Genomic DNA, 18537 nt, shown 5'->3' on the forward strand with positions numbered 1-18537 from the left:
GGTGACCTGGCCTCTCGCATCTTTCCCGTTTACACCATCTAATCGTTGCTGACCTGGCGTCTACCTTGCAGCCTGACTTGGACTGGCCCGATTCTGTCCTTCAGGAAATCGCCCGCACCGGCTGTCAAGCATGAACTGTGACCAAGAATGGAGTCGTGTAGGCCTGTAGTGATGCAGACGGCAGCGTTTCACAGTCCTGACTGGTAAGGGGCCCTCACACGGGTGAGGTGAGCGATCATTTCGTCTCGCGCCGGCTGTGGCAAGCCGGAGCGGATAGCCTGGAGAGCGGATTTGTACCCTTGCACGGACATCTGCTGGTGCGCGGTGTTTCCAGGCGGATGCGCAGTCAGCGCCTGCAGACGCCGAAGAACGGTGTCGAGCACCTGCTCCCGTGCAATTCGTGTGATGGCAGAGTGGATGTCCCACTCGGTTATCGGTTTCCCTGCTGCAGCGTCGATTTCAGTGATCAGTTGGGTCAGTCGGGCTGCGTCTTCGACCGTGCGTCGTTCCGCAGCCAGTCCAGCGAGTTCCGTCAGAAGGTGGATCCGCACCGACGTCACTTGACGCTTCGCCTCATGCCCTGCTTGCACCCTATTTCTGACGATGCAGACAACGAGATCCTCGCTGTCCGCTCTCAGCACATACCCCCTGCCTCGCTGCGCGAGGATACCGAGACGTGTGAGACTGTTCAGGGCCGAGCCGACCGTGGATCGACCAAGTCCCAGGCGATCCGCCAAATGGGCCAGTGTCGGAATGCACTGACCTTGGCCGATGCTCGAGCCCGCCAGGCAGGTCATCAGCTCTGCCACGGCCTGAAACTCCATCCAGTCATCGTCTGCCGTTTCTGCTATGGATGAGAATGCAGTCATGGGCCCTCCTTTCGCTCACGAACGGTTTGATCCAAAATCTTCCGTTTATCAGGGGCGGGCATCCGCGATGAGAGGGCCATGGCCCGTTAATCCCCTGCCCCCTGCCTGCCATGCGCCGATTGAGCAGGGGCGCACTGCCACCTGCACCAGCCGCGATTATTCTTGTGGTTATGTCGTCTTCTGGCTGAAGCTTTCGATGCTGTCTGCGGCGATGGTCGCGTATAGGCGCCGTGTCGCGCGGTCCATGTGGGCTCTCATTGCGACTCGTGCCGACTCGGCATCCCCGTCGATAATCGCGTGCAGGATTGGGGTGTGCATCGCCAGTGACGTTTCCGTTTCGCCCGCGGATACGATCACCCTTGTAGCCCAGACGCTCAGCATGGACTGGAGACTGCGGAGTACTCCTGCAAGTACCTCGTTCCTGGCCGCATCTGCTATTGCCAGGTGGAACTGAACATCCCAATCGACATATTCGGATGCCGTATTGTCCTTTCGGCTCATTTGGTCGATGAGGTGCTGGAGTCTCCCGATATCCAGGCCGGTACGCCTTTCTGCTGCCAAGCCAGCCAATTCCACTTCGAGTGTCCTTCGGGCTTCAACCACTGCCTCCGCCCTGCTGGGGCTCAGAAACACGCCCCACTCAAGGACTCGGGGAAGGAGGTCGGTTGTGCCGTTGCGCACGAACGTTCCGGCCGATGGCTTCATTTCAAGAACGCCAAGGAGGCTCAAGGACTTGAGCACGTGGCGCAGGGCGGCACGACCCACCCCTAGTTTCTCGGCCAGCTGCCTTTCCGCCGGTAGGCGCATTCCTGGGCGCATCTTCTCGGCTGTCAGATAGTCCATCAGCTTTCGAATCAGTTCCGCCTCAGGCGGCTCATGATCTTCCGTTTCAACCGGAAGCGGGGCGTCCATTGCCATGCTGGTTCCTTCCTGGGCGACGAAGCTCTCTCTCCTAGAACTATACCCGATTTACAGAAATTGGTTATCCAATTTTGAGTTACGGTTGACCAATACGTGTGACCCGCGATACTGTTTCATCACATCCACCGAGGATGTTGGGTTGCACGGGTGAATCTGACCCATCCGATCGACAACGAGGTCAATTCGCGCCTCGGCCTTATGTCCCGTGGTCGACATAGATGTAGGCCAACAGGTTCATTCGATGTCGCCAGGCCGCCATGGTCCGGTGTCTCCCCTATGTCTTCTCGGTCCGCACATCGGCGTGCATGCGCCTGAAAGGATCCCGCTGTGACTCTCGAAGTTCCCTTCAACGCCAGGCTCCTGGACGAGCTGCTCGAGCAGCATGACATGGTCGCGGTCATCGCCACTTCCAAGCACAACGTCCAGCACCTGTTGGGCGGTTACAGGTACTTTTTCTTCGCGATCTCAGAGGCGACAGGCATCAGCAGGTACCTCCCGGCGCTCGGCATTCCACGCGGGGACCTTGATAGCTCCTTCTATGTCGGTGCCGGCAACGAGAACTGGGGCACGGAGGAATACTCCACGTTCTGGGTGCCTGACGTGCAGAACGTGAGTTGGACCAGCGCCCAGACGGCAGAGGTTGTTGCAGAATCCCTGCGGGCCAGGGGAATCGTCTCCGGTCGCGTAGGCATCGAGAAGTCGTTCCTTCCCGCGGATGCCCTGGATGTCCTCAGGGACCGGCTCCCCGATATCGAATTCGTTGAAGCGCTACCGGTGTTCGAGACGCTTCGGGCAGTCAAAACGCCATATGAACTGGAACTGGTCAGGGCCGCTTCTGTTGCCATCGTCGAGTCAATGGATGCCGTCTTCGGGCAGGTGAAGCCAGGAATGACGAAGAAGGATATTTCCGAAATGTTCCGCCGGGAGCAGACCAACCGTGGTCTTTATTACGAATACGCGCTCACCACGATCGGCGGGGGGAACATGAACAGGTCCCCTTCCTCGGCAGTCTGGGAGTCGGGTACCACGCTGTCCCTCGACTCAGGCGGCATGCTCGATGGGTACATCGGTGACCTTTCCCGGATGGGCATCGACACCGAGCCGACACCCCGGATGGTCGATCTGCTGAACCAGGTCGAGGAAGTCCAGCAGGCCGCGCGGACGGTGATCCGGGACGGGGCCCGCGGCGGCGACATCTACGACATCGCCGAGAAGACGATCGCGGGCCTTCCCGACGGGCAGAACATCCGCTTCGTGGGGCATGGCATGGGACTCATCACGCACGAAGCACCCCGCCTGACATCCACCGGCCCGGTGCCCTACCCGGGCACCCATCGGGAGCTGCCCCTGGAATCGGGCATGGTTCTTTCCATCGAGTCCTGGTTCGAAGACTACGAGGCAGGATTCATCAAGATGGAGGACACCATCATCGTCACGGACACCGGCTGGGAAGCCCCCGGCGATGAGTGCCGCGGATGGAACCGCACCGGCGGACGCATCTAGCCGGCCGGCAAACCCAACTTTTCCGGGAGAGAACATCTCGCCCGCCTGGTCCAAAGGACATGAAACTTGAACAGCACAAATGACAACGATCGTCCAGGATTGAGCGAAAAGCTCGGCTCCGGCCGTCCGGTCGTCGGCCTTATTGTGAAGATGGTTGCACCGGCCCCCATCGAGTTGGCAGGACACCTGGGATTCGACTTCGCGCTCATCGACACCGAACACGGTGTCGGAGGAGCCGACCTCGATAACCACATCCGCGCCGCCGACTCCGTTGGCCTGCCCGCTCTCGTCCGCGTCGGCGAACTCAACCGGTCCGACATCGCCCGCGCGCTTGACTCCGGCGCTGCCGGGGTGGCAGTCCCCCAGGTATCCACCCGCGAAGAAGCCCTCCAGGCAGTCAGCCTGGCTCACTATCCGCCAATGGGCTCAAGGGGTCTGGCCACCAGCACGCGGGCAGGCCGTCAAGGAACCGTGCCTGGAGGTGCCCACATTCAGAAGGCGAACGCCGAAACCGTGGTCGTCGTCCAGATCGAGAGCGAAGCAGGAGTGGCAAACGCACTCGAGATCATGAACGTGCCGGGAGTCTCAGCAGTATGGATCGGTCTGACCGATCTCACCCTCGAAATGGGCCATCTCGGCAACCCGGGCCACCCCGACGTCCAGGCCGCGCTTGAATCGATCCTGGACGCCGCCGAACGCACGAATACGCCGGTGCTCATGATCGCGGACAGCGACGAAGAAGGCCAACAGTGGACAGAGCGCGGAATCCCCGGCCTGCTCGTCAATTTCACGACCATCATTTCCCGCTCGCTGCGCCAGATCCTGGGCGCACACCGCTCGGAACAACTTCAAAGGACCCTCCCATGACCGAAGAATCAACCTTGCACACTGACGTCCTGGCGCGGATGCGCCTGGATCGAAGAAGCGCCCTCGTCACCGGGGCCGGCCAAGGCATTGGCCGCGGCTTCGCCCTCGCCCTCGCCCAGGCAGGTGCTTCCGTCACAGTCGTCGACCTCGACAACAGCCGGGCTGAGAGTGTGGCTCACGAGATCGTAGCTGCCGGCGGCAAGGCCATCGCGGTAAAAGCCGATGTCACCGACGAGGACGCCGTCCAGAACGCCATCGACCTGACCATCGCCGAGTTCGGCGAGCTGACGATTGCCGTCAACAACGCCGGCATCAACCGCAATGCCGCGGCCGAGGACACCACCCTCGATGACTGGGACCTCCACCAAAGGATCAACACCCGCGCTGTCTTCCGAAGCTGCCAGCTTGAAGCGGCCTCCATGCTGCAGCGCGGCTACGGGAAGATCATCAACACCGCCTCCATGTCCACGCTCCTGGTCCCGCATCCGCAGAAGCAGATCGCCTACAACGTCTCCAAGGCCGGGGTTGTCGCGCTGACCAGGACACTGGCAGCCGAATGGGCGGACCGCGGGGTCAGGGTCAACTGCATCTCTCCCGGTATTGTCCGCACTGCCCTTATCGAGGAATCCGACGAGCTGCGTCCCCTCGTAAGCCGATGGCTCCAGGACATCCCGCTGGGCCGGCTCGCGGAAGTCTCCGATATCCAGGCAGCCGTCGTCTACCTTGCCGGCGGCACGTCTGACTACATGACCGGGCACAACCTCGTGATCGAAGGCGGCCAGTCCCTGTGGTGAGGCTCGCAAGAGGCGCCTTGGCCCTGAGCAGGCACCGCCGCAGCCCGGGATTTTGAACCTTTCAGAACGAAGGTATGACATGACACAAACTTCAACAGAGCGGCCGTCGATGGTCTTTGACCACGTCGGGCTGGTGGTTCCGGACCTCGTTGAGGCCGTGGATTTCTACACCGCCGCGTTCGGTTTCAGCGTCGACTCATGGGAAGCCGACACCGACGTCAACCCCGATGCCATCGGCCTGCCCGGAGAACAGGTCCGGCTCCGCGGAGCCATCCTCAATGGCGGGAACGCCCGGCTTGAACTGCATCAGTACTTGCACCCGACCGGGACAGCTCCGCGCCGCGTCAGCGACCAAGGCATCGGACATTTCGCGTTCTCAGTGGCGGACATCCATGAGTCTCACCAGTACCTGGCAGGACTTGGAGTCTCTTGGAACACCGAACCGAACTTCATCGCCGACGGGGACCTGGCCGGCCGATGGTGGGTTTACGGCAAAGACCCCTGGGGCAACGTGATCGAACTCGGTCAGAACCCCGTCACCTAGACATCCCTACACAAGGAGAAACAAGAAGCCATGACTTCCATCTTTTCACTGCTCGGTGACGAGCCGGTCGCTGAGAGGATCGGTTCCCTGCGTGAGCTCAACTCGCTGAACCTGATCGTTCTCGACTTCGCTCCCGAATCCGATCCGGCCGAATGGGTTTATGAAGGCGCCTCACGTTTGGTCCGGCATTTCCGGGCACAATCCGAGTCAGGAGCGTTCACCCGCAACCGTCAGCTCGTCATTGCGACGTTCGCCTCGCCCTCGACCGATGAGCAGATCGTCCATCGGGCGGCGACTGTCCAGTCGCTGCGCGGAATCATCCAGTCCGTCACCCGCGAGTTCGCGCACCGTCTGGAACCGCTGAACTTCGTGGCAGTTGACCGGGACGCTTTGGACAAGCTTACGTCCACCCTCGACTACCTTGACGCGCCCGACGGCGGCTATACCGCGGGATTCACTTTCGACCTTGAACAGGAGAAATCAGCATGAGTGTCCTTGTTACCGGCGCAGCAGGGGCCATTGGATCGGCCTGCGTGGATGCCTTCGCCAGTCACGGTATCGAAGTCCTTGCCCAGGACCTTGACGCTTCGTCCCTCGAAGGACGCGAAGGGGTCACGCCGATCTCGGGCAACCTCCAGGACCCTGGCGTTCTTGCGCGTATAGGCGAATTGGCTGAACAAACCCGCCTGACGGCTGTTGTTGTGGCGCACGGTATCGCCGGCTCCTCTGCCCTGCCGGACTGCACAGAGGAATTCACCGACCGCGTCTTGCGCATCAACTGGAGCACCATCCCGGCGTTGTTCGACGCTGTCGAAACGACGCTCACCCGCAACCAGGGCAAATACATCGCCGTGGCATCCCAGGCCGCACTCGGAGGGGAGTCCGAGAACATCGTCTACTGCGCGTCGAAGTTCGCCATCAACGGGTGGATCCAGGCAAAGCAAGACCTCGGCGGACCCATCTCGTTCCATTCCATCTGCCCCGGGGCGACCAACAGCCCGCTCCTGATGAAAGCGCAGAAGCAGTTCGCCGCCGCGGCGGGCCAAACACCGGAAGAGTATTACACCCAAAGGGCCAAGCCGATCTCCCTCGGCCGATACGGCGAACCACGGGAAATGGGCGCCGCCGCATACTACCTCTCCCAGCCCGGCCCCAAACCCACGATCCTGCCCGTCACGGGCGGAGACGTCCTCCTCTAAGGCGGTGGTAGAAATGCAGACGTCTGAAAAACCTCAGACCACGCCGGCACCACCGGAGCGGTCGGTCAAAGAGGAACTCAAAAAGAAGAACCCGTCCCTTGTCCTCGGTCTCCGCGCCGTAAGGACTGGTCCGGTTCTCATCCTTGTCCTCCTGTGCATCGTGCTGTTCGCCGCGACGCCGGACTTCCTCACCGCCGGGAACATCGCCAACATCGGAATCCAAACGTCCGTCGTCGCGATCCTTGCGCTCGGTCAGTTCCTGGTGATCCTTACCCAGGGAATCGACCTGTCGGTCGGCTCGGTCCTGTCGCTGGCCTCGGTAGTCGGAGCGGGACTCTTCGTGCACGCCGGGATCGGAGAATTCGCGATCCTCGCCATGCTGCTGGTAGGCATGCTCGTCGGTTTCGTCAACGGATTCGTCCTGACGAGGTGGCGCATCCCGCACCCATTCATCGTCACCCTGGGCACCCTGAACGTCGCAGGCGGCGCAGCGCTGCTGCTCTCCAACGGAAGCGCCATCCTCGGTTCCCCCGCGATCGCCAGTTTCCTCGGCACAGGCCGCCTTCTTGGGATACCGGTCCCGGTCATCTTCACGATCGTGCTGGCCACCCTGGCGTGGCTGTTCACCAACCGGATCCAGGCCGGCCGCTGGCTCTACGCCCTCGGCGGCAACCCCGAAGGCGCGAAGCGTGCCGGCATCCCGGTCAAGAACCTCTTGACGATGGCCTACGTCCTGAGCGGGCTGTTCGCCGCATGCGCAGCCATTGTGCTCGTCGGGCGCACCTACTCGGGATACCCGATCGCGGGCCTGGGCCTGGAACTTGACTCGATCGCTGCTGTGATCATCGGCGGCACGAGCTTCTTCGGAGGCCGCGGCACCGTCGGCAACGTCATTGTCGGAGCCCTGATCCTGGGCGTCCTCCGCAATGGGCTGAACCTGCTGAACGTCAGCTCGTTCTGGCAACAGGTCGCTATCGGCGTCATCCTCGTCGTCGCCGTCGGCATCGACGTGCTCCGCTCCGACATCGAGAAGAAGATCCGAACCGCGGAAGCAAAGGCGCTTGCATCATGACCATCGACAATTTCACCGACACCACGGGCGCTGCGGTACCCCTGCTCGAGGTGAAGGACGCTGTTATGCGGTTCGGGGCGGTCACCGCCCTCAACGGAGTCAACCTGACCCTGAACCGCGGCGAGATCCTCGCGCTGCTCGGCGACAACGGCGCCGGGAAATCCACCATGATCAAATGCATCAGCGGCGTCCAGCAGCTCAGCGAGGGACAGATCTACCTCGAAGGGCAACCCGTCTCCCCCAGGACACCCAAGGAAGCCCGCGAACTGGGAATCGAAACGGTCTACCAGGACCTCGCCCTCTTCGACAACATGTCAGCAGCCCAGAACTTCTTCGCCGGCCGCGAACTGACCACCCCGAAATGGATGGGGTCCGCGGGGTTCGTCCGGCGCAAGGCGATGGTGAAGGAATCGGCAAAAGTCCTGGAGCGGCTGCAGGTCGGCGTGCACGACCCCAACGGCCCCGTCGGACTGATGTCAGGCGGCCAGCGCCAAGCCGTCGCCGTCGCCCGTGCAGAGGCCTGGGCCAAGCGCATCGTGATCCTCGATGAGCCCACAGCCGCGCTCGGGGTCCGCGAATCCCGCAACGTCCTCGAACTGGTCAAGCGGCTCCCGCAGAAGGGCATCTCCGTCATCCTCATCTCCCACAACATGGAAGAAGTCATGGCACTGGCGGACCGGGCCATCGTCTTCCGGCAAGGCCGGCTCGTTGGCGAAGCGATACCCACCCCAGAGAACCACGAAAAGATCGTCTCGATGATCGTCGGTGCGGACACCCTCAAAACCTGGTCCTGACGGACCCGGCCCTGTTAGAACCTCTCAAATCTCATGGCAACGAAGGAGTTGTTTCGTATGAAAAAGAAGTTCCTCTTAGCAGCAACCGTGGCAGCATCAAGCCTCGCGATAGCCCTCACAGGATGCAGCGGCGGGACCCAGGCATCATCATCCGGCGGCGGAAAGACATTCACTGTCGGCATCGTGCCCAAGACCCTGCAGAACCCCGTGTGGCAGGGTGTGATCAAGGGCGCAGACGACGAAGCCAAGGCCCTCGGCAATGTCAAGATCAAGACCGCCGCATCCAACACAGAGGAAGACATCGCGGGCCAGATCAACAAGATCCAGGACCTGATCACCGGTGGAATCGATGCCCTCGTTGTGGCGCCCAACGGGGACTCACTCCAGCCTGTGCTCCAGCAGGCCATTAGCCAAGGAATCCCCGTCGTGCTGATCGACACCGACATCCCGACATGGAAGGACAAGACGAGCTTCGTCACCTCGCAGCAGTCCGAGTCTTCAGCGAAAGTGAATGAAGAAATCGCCAAGGCCCTTGGCGGAAGCGCGTCAGGAGCTGAAGTCGGCATCCTCGATTTCCCCGGGAACAACACCGTCCAGGCGCGTGTCGACGCTGCCAAGAAGGTCTTCCAGCAGACCGGCATGAAGATCGTCTCAGAGCTTCCCGGAAAATGTGACCGCGCGACCGCCCTGAACTCCGCGACCGACATGCTCACCGCGAACCCGAACATCAAGGCAATCTTCGGCGGCTGCGGCCAAGGCGCAACCGGCGCCGCCCAGGCGGTCCAGAACGCGAACAAGAATGTTCTGGTTACCGGATTTGATGGCATCAATGACGAGTTCAACGCCGTGAAGTCCGGAAAGATGCTGGCCACCATCCTCCAGGACTTCCCGGCCATCGGGAAGCAGGCCCTCGACGCAGCTGTCGACGCTAAGAACGGCAAGACCGTGCAAAAGACCTACGAAGTCCCCGGCATCCTCATCACCAAGGACAACATCGATAAGTACAAGCCGGCAGGCTGATCTTCCCAAATTCGGGCGGCCCTATCTCTAGGGCCGCCCGAAGCACTTTTGTTCGCACACCGGTCGCAGCACGTCCGGAAGGATCTTCATGGCAACCACCGAGGCAATCAAGTCTGTGGTTCTCACCCTGGAACTCCCGGACGACAACGACTTCGATCGAGTCGTCATGCTGCAAGCCAGGGAATAAGCACCGAAGAATTCCTCCGCAAACGTCCCGAACGGATACCGATGGGACGCTTCGCAACAACGGTTCAGACCGCGGCCGGTTACCTCAGCAACCCAAAATCAACACCCCGTTCCTGATCGCCGCAACAGGCGGCGTGGTGCGCCATCAGCCGACCAACCCGCCGCAACCAGGCGGCAACCCCGCTGCTGCCGAATGGCGCGCGGCTAAAGCCGCCCATGACGCTAAACGGTTCGAATCTACCAAGCCGCACATCCCTCTGCGGCATGTGCAGGGCGGGGTAGCTTCATCAACATTTGAAGGCACGATGGCGGGCTGGCCTCGCACCATACCTGCCGGAAGGATCGTCAACGATGAGCAATGTCGCCGTCATCGGGCTCGGCGTCATGGGTCTGCCCATGGCAGTGAACCCATCCAACGCAGAACACACAGCTGCCAGTCACAGCCGCCGCAGTGGACCGACCGAACCTATCGCAACAGAATTGTCCAGTTCCGGCATCAACGAAGCAGTCTCCCTAAACGACATCATGGGAATCGGCATCATGGGCGTGTCCATGAATGATGACCCCGGCGAAGCGCATCATCCGGTCGATGGGCCGACGCCCCAACCTCAGGATCCCTGCTCCGGGCCGGACCGCCTGCCCGGGGCTTCCAGGGTGGCCGAAGCAGTCCAGGATGCAGACATTGTGCCGCACAGAACCTGGTGCACCCTGATGAGGAACCCGAAGGAGGCCCTTCAAAGAATGGATGAACTCGGATACCTCGTTGATGAAGAGACCCGGGCCAGGTTCGACCTGCCCGACAACTGACCGCAGAAGTAGGGAGCATCTCAAGGCGTTGCCAGTTCCAGAAGTCATCTGCACCGGATCATGCGGAAGCGCTGGAAGTCAACGCCGATCTGAAGGACAGCACTGGCTCATTTACCGCCCGCCCCGTGGCTGGTCCTGTCCGCCCCGTGGCGTTCCGCCGCCTGCATGCTTTCGAAGCCGCGCAATCGTCGGCTAGTTCCGTCAGGTGCCGAGGGTGTAGTCCTCAAGCTGTACCGCGGCGCCTCGGACCGCGGCCTCGATTACCTGAAGGGCACGATGCCGTCTGCCGGGCCGACCGGTACAGGTTTGCCTTCCAAGATCGCATCACCCAATGCACGGTAGTAGTCGAGATAACGTTCTGCCCTGAGCGGGAATCCAGTTTCGCCCCCGGGTGCGTCAAGGTTGCCAGCCTACCGTCCTGGTGAACGCCAAATCCGTCATCCCCAGGACGCCTTCCCCCGATCAACTGTGACTCTTGGGGCTCGAGTCCCTGAGGGGTCAGCATTCCATGGGATCCAACGATCCTGAACCGAGGACGAAACGCAGGTGCAACGGAATTCATCCAGAGCCGCGACCGGACACCACTAGCGTGCCGGAGTGTCACAAAGGAGTTATCGTCGCTTACGGCCCCAAGGCGGCGGCGGTCACGTTCGGCGTGGATTTCCACAACATCCCCGAAGAGTTGCAGCGCCTGATCAATCAGGTGGGGACCAAGATCATAGAGGACCCCGCCGCCGGAGCCCGGCTCGGTGACATCCCTCCATCCAGCACCGAGCTCTGGTTTCCAGCATTCGAACGCGGACTCGAACTGCCGGACTTCTCCGAGGGCGCCGCGCTCAATCGCTTCCTTGACTGTCAGGAAATCTCCATCCCATCTTCGATTTTGAAAAACTCAAAGCGTTACGCCGCGGTCGGCCGCTTCGTTGACGACGCTCACGGCCACGGGGACCTGACCGCGATTGGCTTGTCGATGACGACGTTGAGCCGTGCTGCCATCGCTTTGCGGGCAAGTGGAGCATGACTGTCATTGGGGCTTCCTATCACCCGAGGTCAAACTCGGAAGCACCGGAAAACAGCTCCTCCGGCGACGAAATGATCTCGGTCTGCGGGTAAAGGGTTCTGGCCTCTGCCATTCGTAGGGTGGATGATGTCACGATTGCCTCCCGTGAGAAGCGGGGTTCTGCGGCTACGAGTGGTGTATGGAAGACACGTCCGGCCATGCCGAACCCGATGACCGCAGTGCGAATGAGTTTCATTGTTTGCCTTTCAATGGGGGTCCGATGCCTGGCGGAAGCTGGGCGACGGCCGATCACCTTCGTCTCAGAAACCATCTGAGATGGGATATTGTTTGGCCCACACGTTCTCGACAATCCGCTCCGGACGGGAAAATCCGATGACGGTCGTGCCCGTTGTCTCGGTGAAATCGTCGATGGTCACGGTGCAAGCGCCTTTGCTTCCGCAGTTCGGATCTTCTTCTCGATGTCGGAGCGGAGTACGTCAATGCCGACGGCGACGACGAGGATGACGCCGATGCCGACCTGCTGCCAGAGCGAGCTGACATTCAGCAGGAAAGTTCTCGCGTGCTAGGACCCTCACCTCATGCCCGCCTCCACGATCTCTAGACGCGCCAACCAAAATTCGTACTAAGATACAAATTCTGAACTCTGAGTATAGTCATTGACTCTGTGGTGTGGTTCACTATCTTCAAATGCAGTCCTGCGCGAGAACCTAAGGAGAACCATGGCTGAGGCATCGTCCATTCAGGTCGGCCACATCGTGAGCGAAGACGGAACCCGTGCCGGTTTTCGCAAGCTCGGAACTGGACCAGCGCTCGTTCTGATCCATGGCTCGTTGGCTGATGGGGAGGAACACCTCCCTTTGACCCCAGCCCTCTGCGGATTTCACCGTGTGGGTTGCCGACTCCCGAGGGAGGGGCCTCTCAGGGCGATTTCCCCGGGTCATCGAGGCAGGAATTCACACCACCCACTCCCCTGCCCGATACGGGGCCATGGGTGAAGCAACGCTCTCGCAGCGGGTAAGGGGTTTGGATCTGATCCGGGCCAAGTCAACCGTGGGACTGAGCTCGGACACCGACGAACTCCCTCTCGGCGGGATGACGGAGGCGATGCATATGGCCTGGCTCGGCTACAACGAGGCCGCCGCGGACCCGACGTTCCTCCCGCCGACATCGGTTCTGGCCATGGCCACCCGCGCTGGCGCCGTCTCACTGGGCTGGGATGACCAAATCGGAATACTTGCGCCTGGAATGCGGGCGGACTTCGTGGGTGTTCGGATCGATGACTGGCGCTATCCCGGTGCCGCCCGCACCTTGAGCAGCTACCTTTCCCAAGGGAGCAGCAACGATGTGGACCTTGTCGTCGTCGATGGCCGGGTCCTGATCGACGGCGGCGAGTTCACTTTCCTTGACGAAGAAGAACTGCGCGCCGCCTTCCTGGACATGTCCGGTGCCGTCGCACGCTCCCTTGGACAAACGAATCACGGTTCCTGACGCGCACCAAACCCGTTGCGGCCCCAAAAAGCGGGCGTTCCCAGAGCCCAAAAAACCGCCGCTCCAGCAAGCCTGGCGCGCATCCACAACTCAATCTCCACAGAGAAGGAATCGACCATGACAACGACGTCGGAAACCACAGCTTTCACCTACCAGAGTCTTCTTGAAGCCATCCAGCCGAACTCGGGTGGCCGTGAGATCAGGGATCCAGCCACCGGCCAAACTGTCGGGCGCGTAGCGGAGCCCGACATTTCGGAGCTGGACGCCGCCATCCAAGCTGCCCGCGCCGCGCAGCCGGCATGGGATGCCCGAGGCCACGAGCAGCGCAGCGACCTGCTTAACCAGGCGGCGGATGCAATCGAAGCAAATGCAGAGGCTCTGGCCCAGCTGCTCTCCCGTGAGCAAGGCAAACCGCTCAACGGCCCGAATGCCCGCTTCGAAGTCGCGGCGTGCAGCGCATGGTTGCGGGCAACAGCTTCATTCACACTGGAACCGGAGACCCTCGTGGAGGAATACGGCGCCCGAGCTCAGCTCTTCTATCGGCCGCTCGGCGTTGTCGGCGCCATCGGCCCCTGGAATTGGCCAATGATGATCTCCGTTTGGCAATTGGCCCCGGCCCTTCGCATGGGCAACACCGTCGTTATGAAGCCGTCGGAGTATACCCCTCTCTCCGTGCTTGCTCTGGCCGAGGTAATCAATTCAGTCCTCCCGGCAGATGTGCTCACCATCATCCCGGGAGGGCGTGAAGTGGGTCAGCGCCTTGCCGAACACGAAGATATCGCCAAGGTCATGTTCACGGGCTCCACTGCCACGGGCAAGGCAATCATCCGTTCCTCCGCAGATACAGTTAAGCGGTTGACTTTGGAATTGGGAGGCAATGACGCAGGAATTGTGCTCCCGGACGCCGATCCCGCCGCGATCGCCGAGGGCCTGTTCTGGGGTGCGTTCATCAACACAGGCCAGACATGCGCAGCTTTGAAGCGGCTGTATGTACACGAGGACATCTATGACGAAGTCTGCGAAGCTCTGACGTCGTTCGCCCAAAACATGCCCATGGGAATCGGCGTGGACGAGCACAACATGCTCGGACCGTTGCAGAACAAGGCCCAATTCGATGTCGTGGACCGTCTCGTGCAGGCAGCAAAGGATTCCGGCGCGCGGGTGCTGCTTGGCGGAGAACCGGACGTCGACCAGCCCGGTTACTTCTACCCGACGACGTTGGTCGCCGATATCGACAACGACAATCCGCTGGTGGCAGAGGAACAGTTCGGCCCTGCGCTGCCAATCATCCGATTCAGCAGCGTGGACGAGGCCGTGGCCAAGGCAAACGCGCTCGACGTCGGATTGGGCGCCTCGGTGTGGTCCTCCAACCCGGCGGCTGCGCGCGAAGTCGCCGCACGCCTTGAAGCCGGCACTGTGTGGATCAATAAGCACGGCGCAATCGATCCACGGGTGCCGTTTGGCGGCGCCAAGCAATCCGGCTACGGCCTTGAGTTCGGCGTCGAGGGTCTGAAGCACCTGGGCGCCCCGCAGATTATCAGCGGCTAGTCATACGGATGGGGTGGGGTGGTGCTGCACACCGAGCACCGCCCCACCGTGCTAGGGGGTCAGGCCATCGAGCAAACGCTTGAAGGCAGACAAGAACTTCTTCGGCTCCATCGCGTCGCGGGCAATTTCAATCCCCGCTTCGCGAAGGCATCCGACGAGTAGCACCGCGGTTTCTTCTGAGTCGACATCGCTGCCAATCTCACCGCCTTCCTGGGCCAAGCGCAGCTCCTTGTGTATCGCGGCGAGGGCGGCCGAAGAGCCCTCGCCACGTTCAACGCGGCTGGCAAACAACGCCGGACCTGCCACGTTATAGAAGTAGCCCCTGTGATGGTCCTCAGTGAGGGCAACCATCGCACGTGCATAAGCCATGACGCGGTCCTGCCAGGTGCCCGCCGAGTCCGCCAGCCGTTGCGCCGTGCTGACGAGCTCACGACCAACACGCTTGTAGGCCTCTTGGAGGATTTCATCGCGGCCGCCCTCAAAATGCGCGTAGACCGTGCCGCGGGACATGCCCGCCTGTGTTGCCAACCGATCGATGGTGACGGCATCGACGCCTTCGGCAGAGATGATCTCCAGGCCGGCACCGCTTAGGTCGTATCGTGTTTGCTCCCGCCGACGTTCCCTAAGGTTCATCGAAACGGGCTTCCCGGTCGCTGCAGTCATACAGGCTCCATGGTCGGAAGAGACAGGATATAGCTCGAAGTCTCATAAATTGGCTCTTATGGATCGATTCTAGACGGCGAGTCCAAAGGGCGTGTCAGGCCTCTGGAATCAAGAAGCGAGCAGGAGTAGCGTCCATGGCAGAAATGACGACGCCGGCAAACAGTCCTCCTGCGGACAGCGGCGCCGCCAGGGCACTCTGAAGCGAGCTTCACTTAGGGGCCGGGATGGCTGGATGGAATGCTGACACCGCGGCAGGTCCGTTAGGGGCGGGAACCGTCACATTGGTTGAAGGTTCATCGTTTTGCATTTCCATGGCTAACGGGGACATCCAGTCCGAGCATCCGCATGGCGTCTTTTTCCAGGACACACGCATCGTGTCCCGCTGGGTCCTGAGCATTAATGGCCAGCGCATTGAACCGTTGGCCGCAGAGACCAAGGAGCCGTACCGGGCGCTGTTTTCAGGACGCGTGCCTCGATCGGACGGGTACGCGGACAGCCCGCTGATTGTGGAGCGGCTGCGCGAAGTTGGTGCCGGCATCCAGGAACAGATCACACTCCGCAACTACTCGACGCAGCCAGCCGAATGCGTCGTCTCTCTCGCCATCGACGCAGACTTCGCCGACCTTTTCGAAGTGAAGGAGGCTCGCATCCAGCGGCACTGGGACCAAAGGCGCCAGGTAGGCGGCGACTCACTGACCATTAACGCGGCCTGGCACGAGGTCCGCAAGGGCATCGTGGTGCAGGCCTCTGGTGCCGACCTAACACCGGTCGGCCTCAGCTATCAAGTGACGATTGCACCCCACGGCCAGTGGACCTCCATCCTCACCGCCGTGCCAGGCGGCGAGGCAGCCAATCCGCCACCGCCGTCGTTCGTTCACCTTGACGCCGACGGGATGACCCGCAGCGACCGTCGCCGGCGGGAGTGGGTGGCAAAAATTCCCCTGCTGCACATGGGAAACCGCTCCATCGAACGCACACTGCGCCAAAGCTATGACGACCTCGGTGCCCTGCGCATCGAGGACCCGGACCATCCGGATCGCGTGGTGGTGGCCGCCGGGGCGCCCTGGTTCATGACGCTGTTCGGCCGGGACTCGCTGCTGGCCTCGCAAATGGCCATGCCTGTGGACCCCTCCCTTGCTCTGGGCACCCTGCAGACCCTGGCGGACCGCCAGGGCAGTGTGGTGGATCCGATCAGCGAGGAGGAGCCGGGCAAGATCCTGCACGAAGTCCGGCTGGATGTTTCAAGTGGCCTGTCCCTCGGAGGAAAGTCCGTCTATTACGGCAGTGTCGATGCCACTCCCCTCTTCGTTTGCATCTTGGGCGAGGTGAGTCGCTGGGGCTTCGCCAAGGAGACCATCGCCGCTCTGCTCCCCCACGCTGACCGGGCCATGGACTGGATCCGCGACCACGGAGACAAGGACGGCGACGGATTCGTGGAGTATGAGCGCCTCAACCCGCGGGGGCTGGTCAACCAGGGCTGGAAGGACTCCTGGGACGGCATCAACTTCGCTGACGGCACCCTGGCCGAGCCGCCGATCGCCCTCTGCGAGGTCCAGGCCTACGTCTACCACGCGCACATGGCCCGCGCCTGGATGGCGTACGACGCCGGCGACCCGGCTCTGGGGAACAAACTCGCCGAGCGGGGAGCGCAACTAAAGAAGCGGTTCAACGAGCAGTTCTGGATGCCTGACCGCGGCTATTACGCCATCGCCCTGGACCGCAAAAAACGGCAGGTCGACGCGTGTGCCTCCAACATGGGCCACTGCCTCTGGGTCGGGCTGGTGGATGAGGACAAGGCTCCGCTTGTCGCTGAGCGGCTCATGTCCCCGGAAATGTTCAGCGGCTGGGGCGTGCGCACCCTGGCCAGCGACATGGGCGCCTACAACCCCGCCAGCTACCACAACGGATCCGTGTGGCCACATGACAACGCCATCATCACCCAGGGACTGATGAGGTACGGATTCGTAGCCGAGGCGCAGCGGATCGCCACGGCCCTGCTGGAGGCGGCCGAATACTCCGACGGCCGATTGCCGGAGTTGTTCTGCGGGTTCGACCGTGAGCAGTTCGCAAGACCAGTGCCCTACCCGACGGCGTGTTCGCCCCAGGCCTGGGCAGCGACCACGCCGATCCTGCTGATCACGAGCCTCATGCGGTACGACGCGCACGTTTCCCTGGGAGGGGTATGGATGGACCCCGCGCTGCCACAGTCCTACGGGGACGTGCACATCAGCAACGCCCCCATGAACGGTGGACGGATCACCATCAATGTCACCAACCACGAGCCGGCAATTCAGGGATTGCCTGAAGGAATAGTGTTCCATCGAGGGCACCGGCCCTCAATGAAGGAGCTCGTGGCACAGGCAGGCCGCATCGCCAATCCGTAGCGATGGTGCCACAGCAGCAAAGTCGTGCCCTTTGGAGTCAGACCGTGGCTCGCAATCCGCTAAGCATCCGTTCAAAGGCGTCGAGAAGGCTGCCAGCCAAATCCATGTCTCGGGCTACGGCCATGCCCATTTCCCGCAGGCTTCCCGTCAGCAGAATTGCGGTCCCTTCAACATCAGTTGCGGGATCAACCTCACCGTCCCTGATGGCTCTGGCCAGCTCACGATTTATGAAGTTTAAGGCAGCCTTGGCTCCCTTTCCCCTGCCGGCAGTGAAGCCGAGAAGGTTTGGTCCACTGATGTTGTAGAAGAATCCAATGTGCGAATCGGAGCACAGCTCCACCATCGCCTCCGCGTAGCCCGAGATCCTGTCAATCCAGCCCTCGCGGGATTGAGCCAGCTCCGCGGCGGCCTCAACGAACCTTGTACCGATATGTTCGTACGCTCGAAGCAGCAGTTCGTCCCGGCCTCCAGGGCAGTGGGCGTACAGCGTTCCGCGTGACATTCCGGAATCCTGCCTTACCCGTTCTATGCTCACGCCATCCGGACCTTCGGACGAAATGATGGCCAGGGTGGCCAGCAGCAGATCCTCCTTTGCCCGTGCCTGCTGCCGCGCCCGCAGCGACCCTTCGGGAGATCCCTTCTTCGTCAAGGTCAGTCCCATCTGGTTTCCTCTCGTGGCGGAGGAACCTCGGTATCGCGCCCCCCCCTTTCGAGCCATTCTATCCTCTGAAAACAAAAAATAGACTCAGAGTCTAGATTTTGACCATGTGGTGTGGTTCACTTTTTCTAGAGAACGGCGAACGGACGCTGCCGGAGACTCAGCCGGTCCCGAAGCGGTCTTCCGCACAGACCTGGAA

General features: G+C 61.6%; 20 protein-coding genes. 13 read left to right on the forward strand and 7 right to left on the reverse strand.

What is annotated here, in order from left to right; all coding sequences use genetic code 11:
• Positions 1-188: 188 nt before the first annotated feature.
• Together LD110_RS06830 and LD110_RS06835 are read right to left on the reverse strand one after the other, a co-directional pair.
• On the reverse strand, positions 189-869 hold the full coding sequence (locus LD110_RS06830; protein WP_225497592.1) for a FadR/GntR family transcriptional regulator: 681 nt from the start codon (positions 867-869) through the stop codon (positions 189-191).
• A 168-nt stretch (positions 870-1037) separates the two neighbouring features.
• Positions 1038-1787 (reverse strand): FadR/GntR family transcriptional regulator, encoded by a 750-nt coding sequence (locus LD110_RS06835; RefSeq protein ID WP_225497594.1) that lies wholly within the window; start codon positions 1785-1787, stop codon positions 1038-1040.
• Positions 1788-2117: 330 nt separating this feature from the next.
• On the opposite strand from LD110_RS06835, the gene LD110_RS06840 reads away from it, so the two are divergent.
• From LD110_RS06840 to LD110_RS06885, 10 genes are all read left to right on the forward strand, one after another.
• Positions 2118-3293, forward strand: a complete 1176-nt coding sequence (locus LD110_RS06840) for a Xaa-Pro peptidase family protein (protein ID WP_225497596.1) — start codon at positions 2118-2120, stop codon at positions 3291-3293.
• Positions 3294-3359: 66 nt separating this feature from the next.
• Entirely contained in the window at positions 3360-4160 is an 801-nt protein-coding gene (locus tag LD110_RS06845) for an HpcH/HpaI aldolase/citrate lyase family protein (protein WP_225497598.1), read from the forward strand.
• Positions 4157-4954, forward strand: a complete 798-nt coding sequence (locus LD110_RS06850; RefSeq protein ID WP_225497600.1) for an SDR family NAD(P)-dependent oxidoreductase — start codon at positions 4157-4159, stop codon at positions 4952-4954. Before LD110_RS06845 ends, LD110_RS06850 begins: the two co-directional genes overlap by 4 nt.
• A gap of 79 nt (positions 4955-5033) precedes the next feature.
• The gene (locus LD110_RS06855) at positions 5034-5498 is read left to right on the forward strand and encodes a VOC family protein (protein ID WP_225497602.1); all 465 of its coding nucleotides are present in this window, start codon (positions 5034-5036) and stop codon (positions 5496-5498) included.
• A 30-nt stretch (positions 5499-5528) separates the two neighbouring features.
• Entirely contained in the window at positions 5529-5987 is a 459-nt protein-coding gene (locus LD110_RS06860) for a hypothetical protein (RefSeq protein WP_225497603.1), read from the forward strand.
• Complete coding sequence (locus LD110_RS06865) at positions 5984-6697, forward strand: SDR family oxidoreductase (RefSeq protein ID WP_225497605.1); 714 nt, start codon at positions 5984-5986, stop codon at positions 6695-6697. Before LD110_RS06860 ends, LD110_RS06865 begins: the two co-directional genes overlap by 4 nt.
• 13 nt (positions 6698-6710) lie before the next feature.
• Positions 6711-7769 carry an ABC transporter permease gene (locus LD110_RS06870; protein WP_225497607.1) on the forward strand — a complete coding sequence of 353 codons (1059 nt, stop codon included), beginning with the start codon at positions 6711-6713 and terminating at the stop codon, positions 7767-7769.
• The gene (locus tag LD110_RS06875; protein ID WP_225497614.1) at positions 7766-8563 is read left to right on the forward strand and encodes an ATP-binding cassette domain-containing protein; all 798 of its coding nucleotides are present in this window, start codon (positions 7766-7768) and stop codon (positions 8561-8563) included. The genes LD110_RS06870 and LD110_RS06875 overlap by 4 nt, the downstream gene beginning before the upstream one ends.
• A 57-nt stretch (positions 8564-8620) precedes the next feature.
• The gene (locus LD110_RS06880; protein ID WP_225497630.1) at positions 8621-9583 is read left to right on the forward strand and encodes a sugar ABC transporter substrate-binding protein; all 963 of its coding nucleotides are present in this window, start codon (positions 8621-8623) and stop codon (positions 9581-9583) included.
• 537 nt (positions 9584-10120) lie between these two features.
• On the forward strand, positions 10121-10576 hold the full coding sequence (locus LD110_RS06885) for an NAD(P)-binding domain-containing protein (RefSeq protein WP_225497632.1): 456 nt from the start codon (positions 10121-10123) through the stop codon (positions 10574-10576).
• A gap of 223 nt (positions 10577-10799) precedes the next feature.
• Here LD110_RS06885 and LD110_RS24030 read toward each other — a convergent pair whose 3' ends face one another.
• The 3 genes from LD110_RS24030 to LD110_RS06900 all read right to left on the reverse strand — a co-directional run bounded on the left by LD110_RS24030 (position 10800) and on the right by LD110_RS06900 (position 11832).
• Positions 10800-11435: a Gfo/Idh/MocA family oxidoreductase gene (locus LD110_RS24030; RefSeq protein WP_225498101.1), complete on the reverse strand. Its 636-nt coding sequence runs from the start codon at positions 11433-11435 to the stop codon at positions 10800-10802.
• Between the two features lie 74 nt (positions 11436-11509).
• A complete protein-coding gene (locus tag LD110_RS24035) occupies positions 11510-11620 on the reverse strand; it encodes a Gfo/Idh/MocA family oxidoreductase (protein ID WP_225497634.1) in 111 nt (36 codons plus the stop codon).
• Complete coding sequence (locus LD110_RS06900; RefSeq protein ID WP_225497636.1) at positions 11617-11832, reverse strand: hypothetical protein; 216 nt, start codon at positions 11830-11832, stop codon at positions 11617-11619. Before LD110_RS06900 ends, LD110_RS24035 begins: the two co-directional genes overlap by 4 nt.
• 752 nt (positions 11833-12584) lie before the next feature.
• Here LD110_RS06900 and LD110_RS06905 point away from each other — a divergent pair.
• On the forward strand, positions 12585-13085 hold the full coding sequence (locus tag LD110_RS06905; protein WP_225497646.1) for an amidohydrolase family protein: 501 nt from the start codon (positions 12585-12587) through the stop codon (positions 13083-13085).
• A 117-nt stretch (positions 13086-13202) separates the two neighbouring features.
• Positions 13203-14633: an aldehyde dehydrogenase family protein gene (locus LD110_RS06910; RefSeq protein WP_225497686.1), complete on the forward strand. Its 1431-nt coding sequence runs from the start codon at positions 13203-13205 to the stop codon at positions 14631-14633.
• Positions 14634-14684: 51 nt separating this feature from the next.
• Here the strand turns inward: LD110_RS06910 and LD110_RS06915 are convergent, their stop codons facing one another.
• Positions 14685-15296: a TetR/AcrR family transcriptional regulator gene (locus LD110_RS06915; RefSeq protein ID WP_225497688.1), complete on the reverse strand. Its 612-nt coding sequence runs from the start codon at positions 15294-15296 to the stop codon at positions 14685-14687.
• A gap of 224 nt (positions 15297-15520) precedes the next feature.
• On the opposite strand from LD110_RS06915, the gene LD110_RS06920 reads away from it, so the two are divergent.
• The gene (locus LD110_RS06920; RefSeq protein ID WP_225497690.1) at positions 15521-17680 is read left to right on the forward strand and encodes a glycogen debranching N-terminal domain-containing protein; all 2160 of its coding nucleotides are present in this window, start codon (positions 15521-15523) and stop codon (positions 17678-17680) included.
• Between the two features lie 37 nt (positions 17681-17717).
• Here LD110_RS06920 and LD110_RS06925 read toward each other — a convergent pair whose 3' ends face one another.
• On the reverse strand, positions 17718-18341 hold the full coding sequence (locus tag LD110_RS06925; protein ID WP_225497691.1) for a TetR/AcrR family transcriptional regulator: 624 nt from the start codon (positions 18339-18341) through the stop codon (positions 17718-17720).
• Between the last annotated feature and the right edge of the window lie 196 nt (positions 18342-18537).

The sequence above is a fragment of the Arthrobacter sp. M4 genome, assembly GCF_020251205.1.
In the GTDB taxonomy this organism is placed as follows: domain Bacteria; phylum Actinomycetota; class Actinomycetes; order Actinomycetales; family Micrococcaceae; genus Arthrobacter.

Bases quoted from the DNA above. Each gene is read 5' to 3' on its own strand.
- LD110_RS06830 (WP_225497592.1), bottom strand. From the start codon at position 869: ATGACTGCATTCTCATCCATAGCAGAAACGGCAGACGATGACTGGATG.
- LD110_RS06870 (WP_225497607.1), top strand. From the start codon at position 6,711: ATGCAGACGTCTGAAAAACCTCAGACCACGCCGGCACCACCGGAGCGG.
- LD110_RS06905 (WP_225497646.1), top strand. From the start codon at position 12,585: ATGGGTGAAGCAACGCTCTCGCAGCGGGTAAGGGGTTTGGATCTGATC.
- LD110_RS06915 (WP_225497688.1), bottom strand. From the start codon at position 15,296: ATGACTGCAGCGACCGGGAAGCCCGTTTCGATGAACCTTAGGGAACGT.
- LD110_RS06860 (WP_225497603.1), top strand. From the start codon at position 5,529: ATGACTTCCATCTTTTCACTGCTCGGTGACGAGCCGGTCGCTGAGAGG.
- LD110_RS06910 (WP_225497686.1), top strand. From the start codon at position 13,203: ATGACAACGACGTCGGAAACCACAGCTTTCACCTACCAGAGTCTTCTT.
- LD110_RS06900 (WP_225497636.1), bottom strand. From the start codon at position 11,832: ATGAAACTCATTCGCACTGCGGTCATCGGGTTCGGCATGGCCGGACGT.
- LD110_RS06880 (WP_225497630.1), top strand. From the start codon at position 8,621: ATGAAAAAGAAGTTCCTCTTAGCAGCAACCGTGGCAGCATCAAGCCTC.
- LD110_RS06875 (WP_225497614.1), top strand. From the start codon at position 7,766: ATGACCATCGACAATTTCACCGACACCACGGGCGCTGCGGTACCCCTG.
- LD110_RS06920 (WP_225497690.1), top strand. From the start codon at position 15,521: ATGGCTGGATGGAATGCTGACACCGCGGCAGGTCCGTTAGGGGCGGGA.
- LD110_RS06885 (WP_225497632.1), top strand. From the start codon at position 10,121: ATGAGCAATGTCGCCGTCATCGGGCTCGGCGTCATGGGTCTGCCCATG.
- LD110_RS06835 (WP_225497594.1), bottom strand. From the start codon at position 1,787: ATGGCAATGGACGCCCCGCTTCCGGTTGAAACGGAAGATCATGAGCCG.
- LD110_RS06925 (WP_225497691.1), bottom strand. From the start codon at position 18,341: ATGGGACTGACCTTGACGAAGAAGGGATCTCCCGAAGGGTCGCTGCGG.
- LD110_RS06855 (WP_225497602.1), top strand. From the start codon at position 5,034: ATGACACAAACTTCAACAGAGCGGCCGTCGATGGTCTTTGACCACGTC.
- LD110_RS06850 (WP_225497600.1), top strand. From the start codon at position 4,157: ATGACCGAAGAATCAACCTTGCACACTGACGTCCTGGCGCGGATGCGC.
- LD110_RS06865 (WP_225497605.1), top strand. From the start codon at position 5,984: ATGAGTGTCCTTGTTACCGGCGCAGCAGGGGCCATTGGATCGGCCTGC.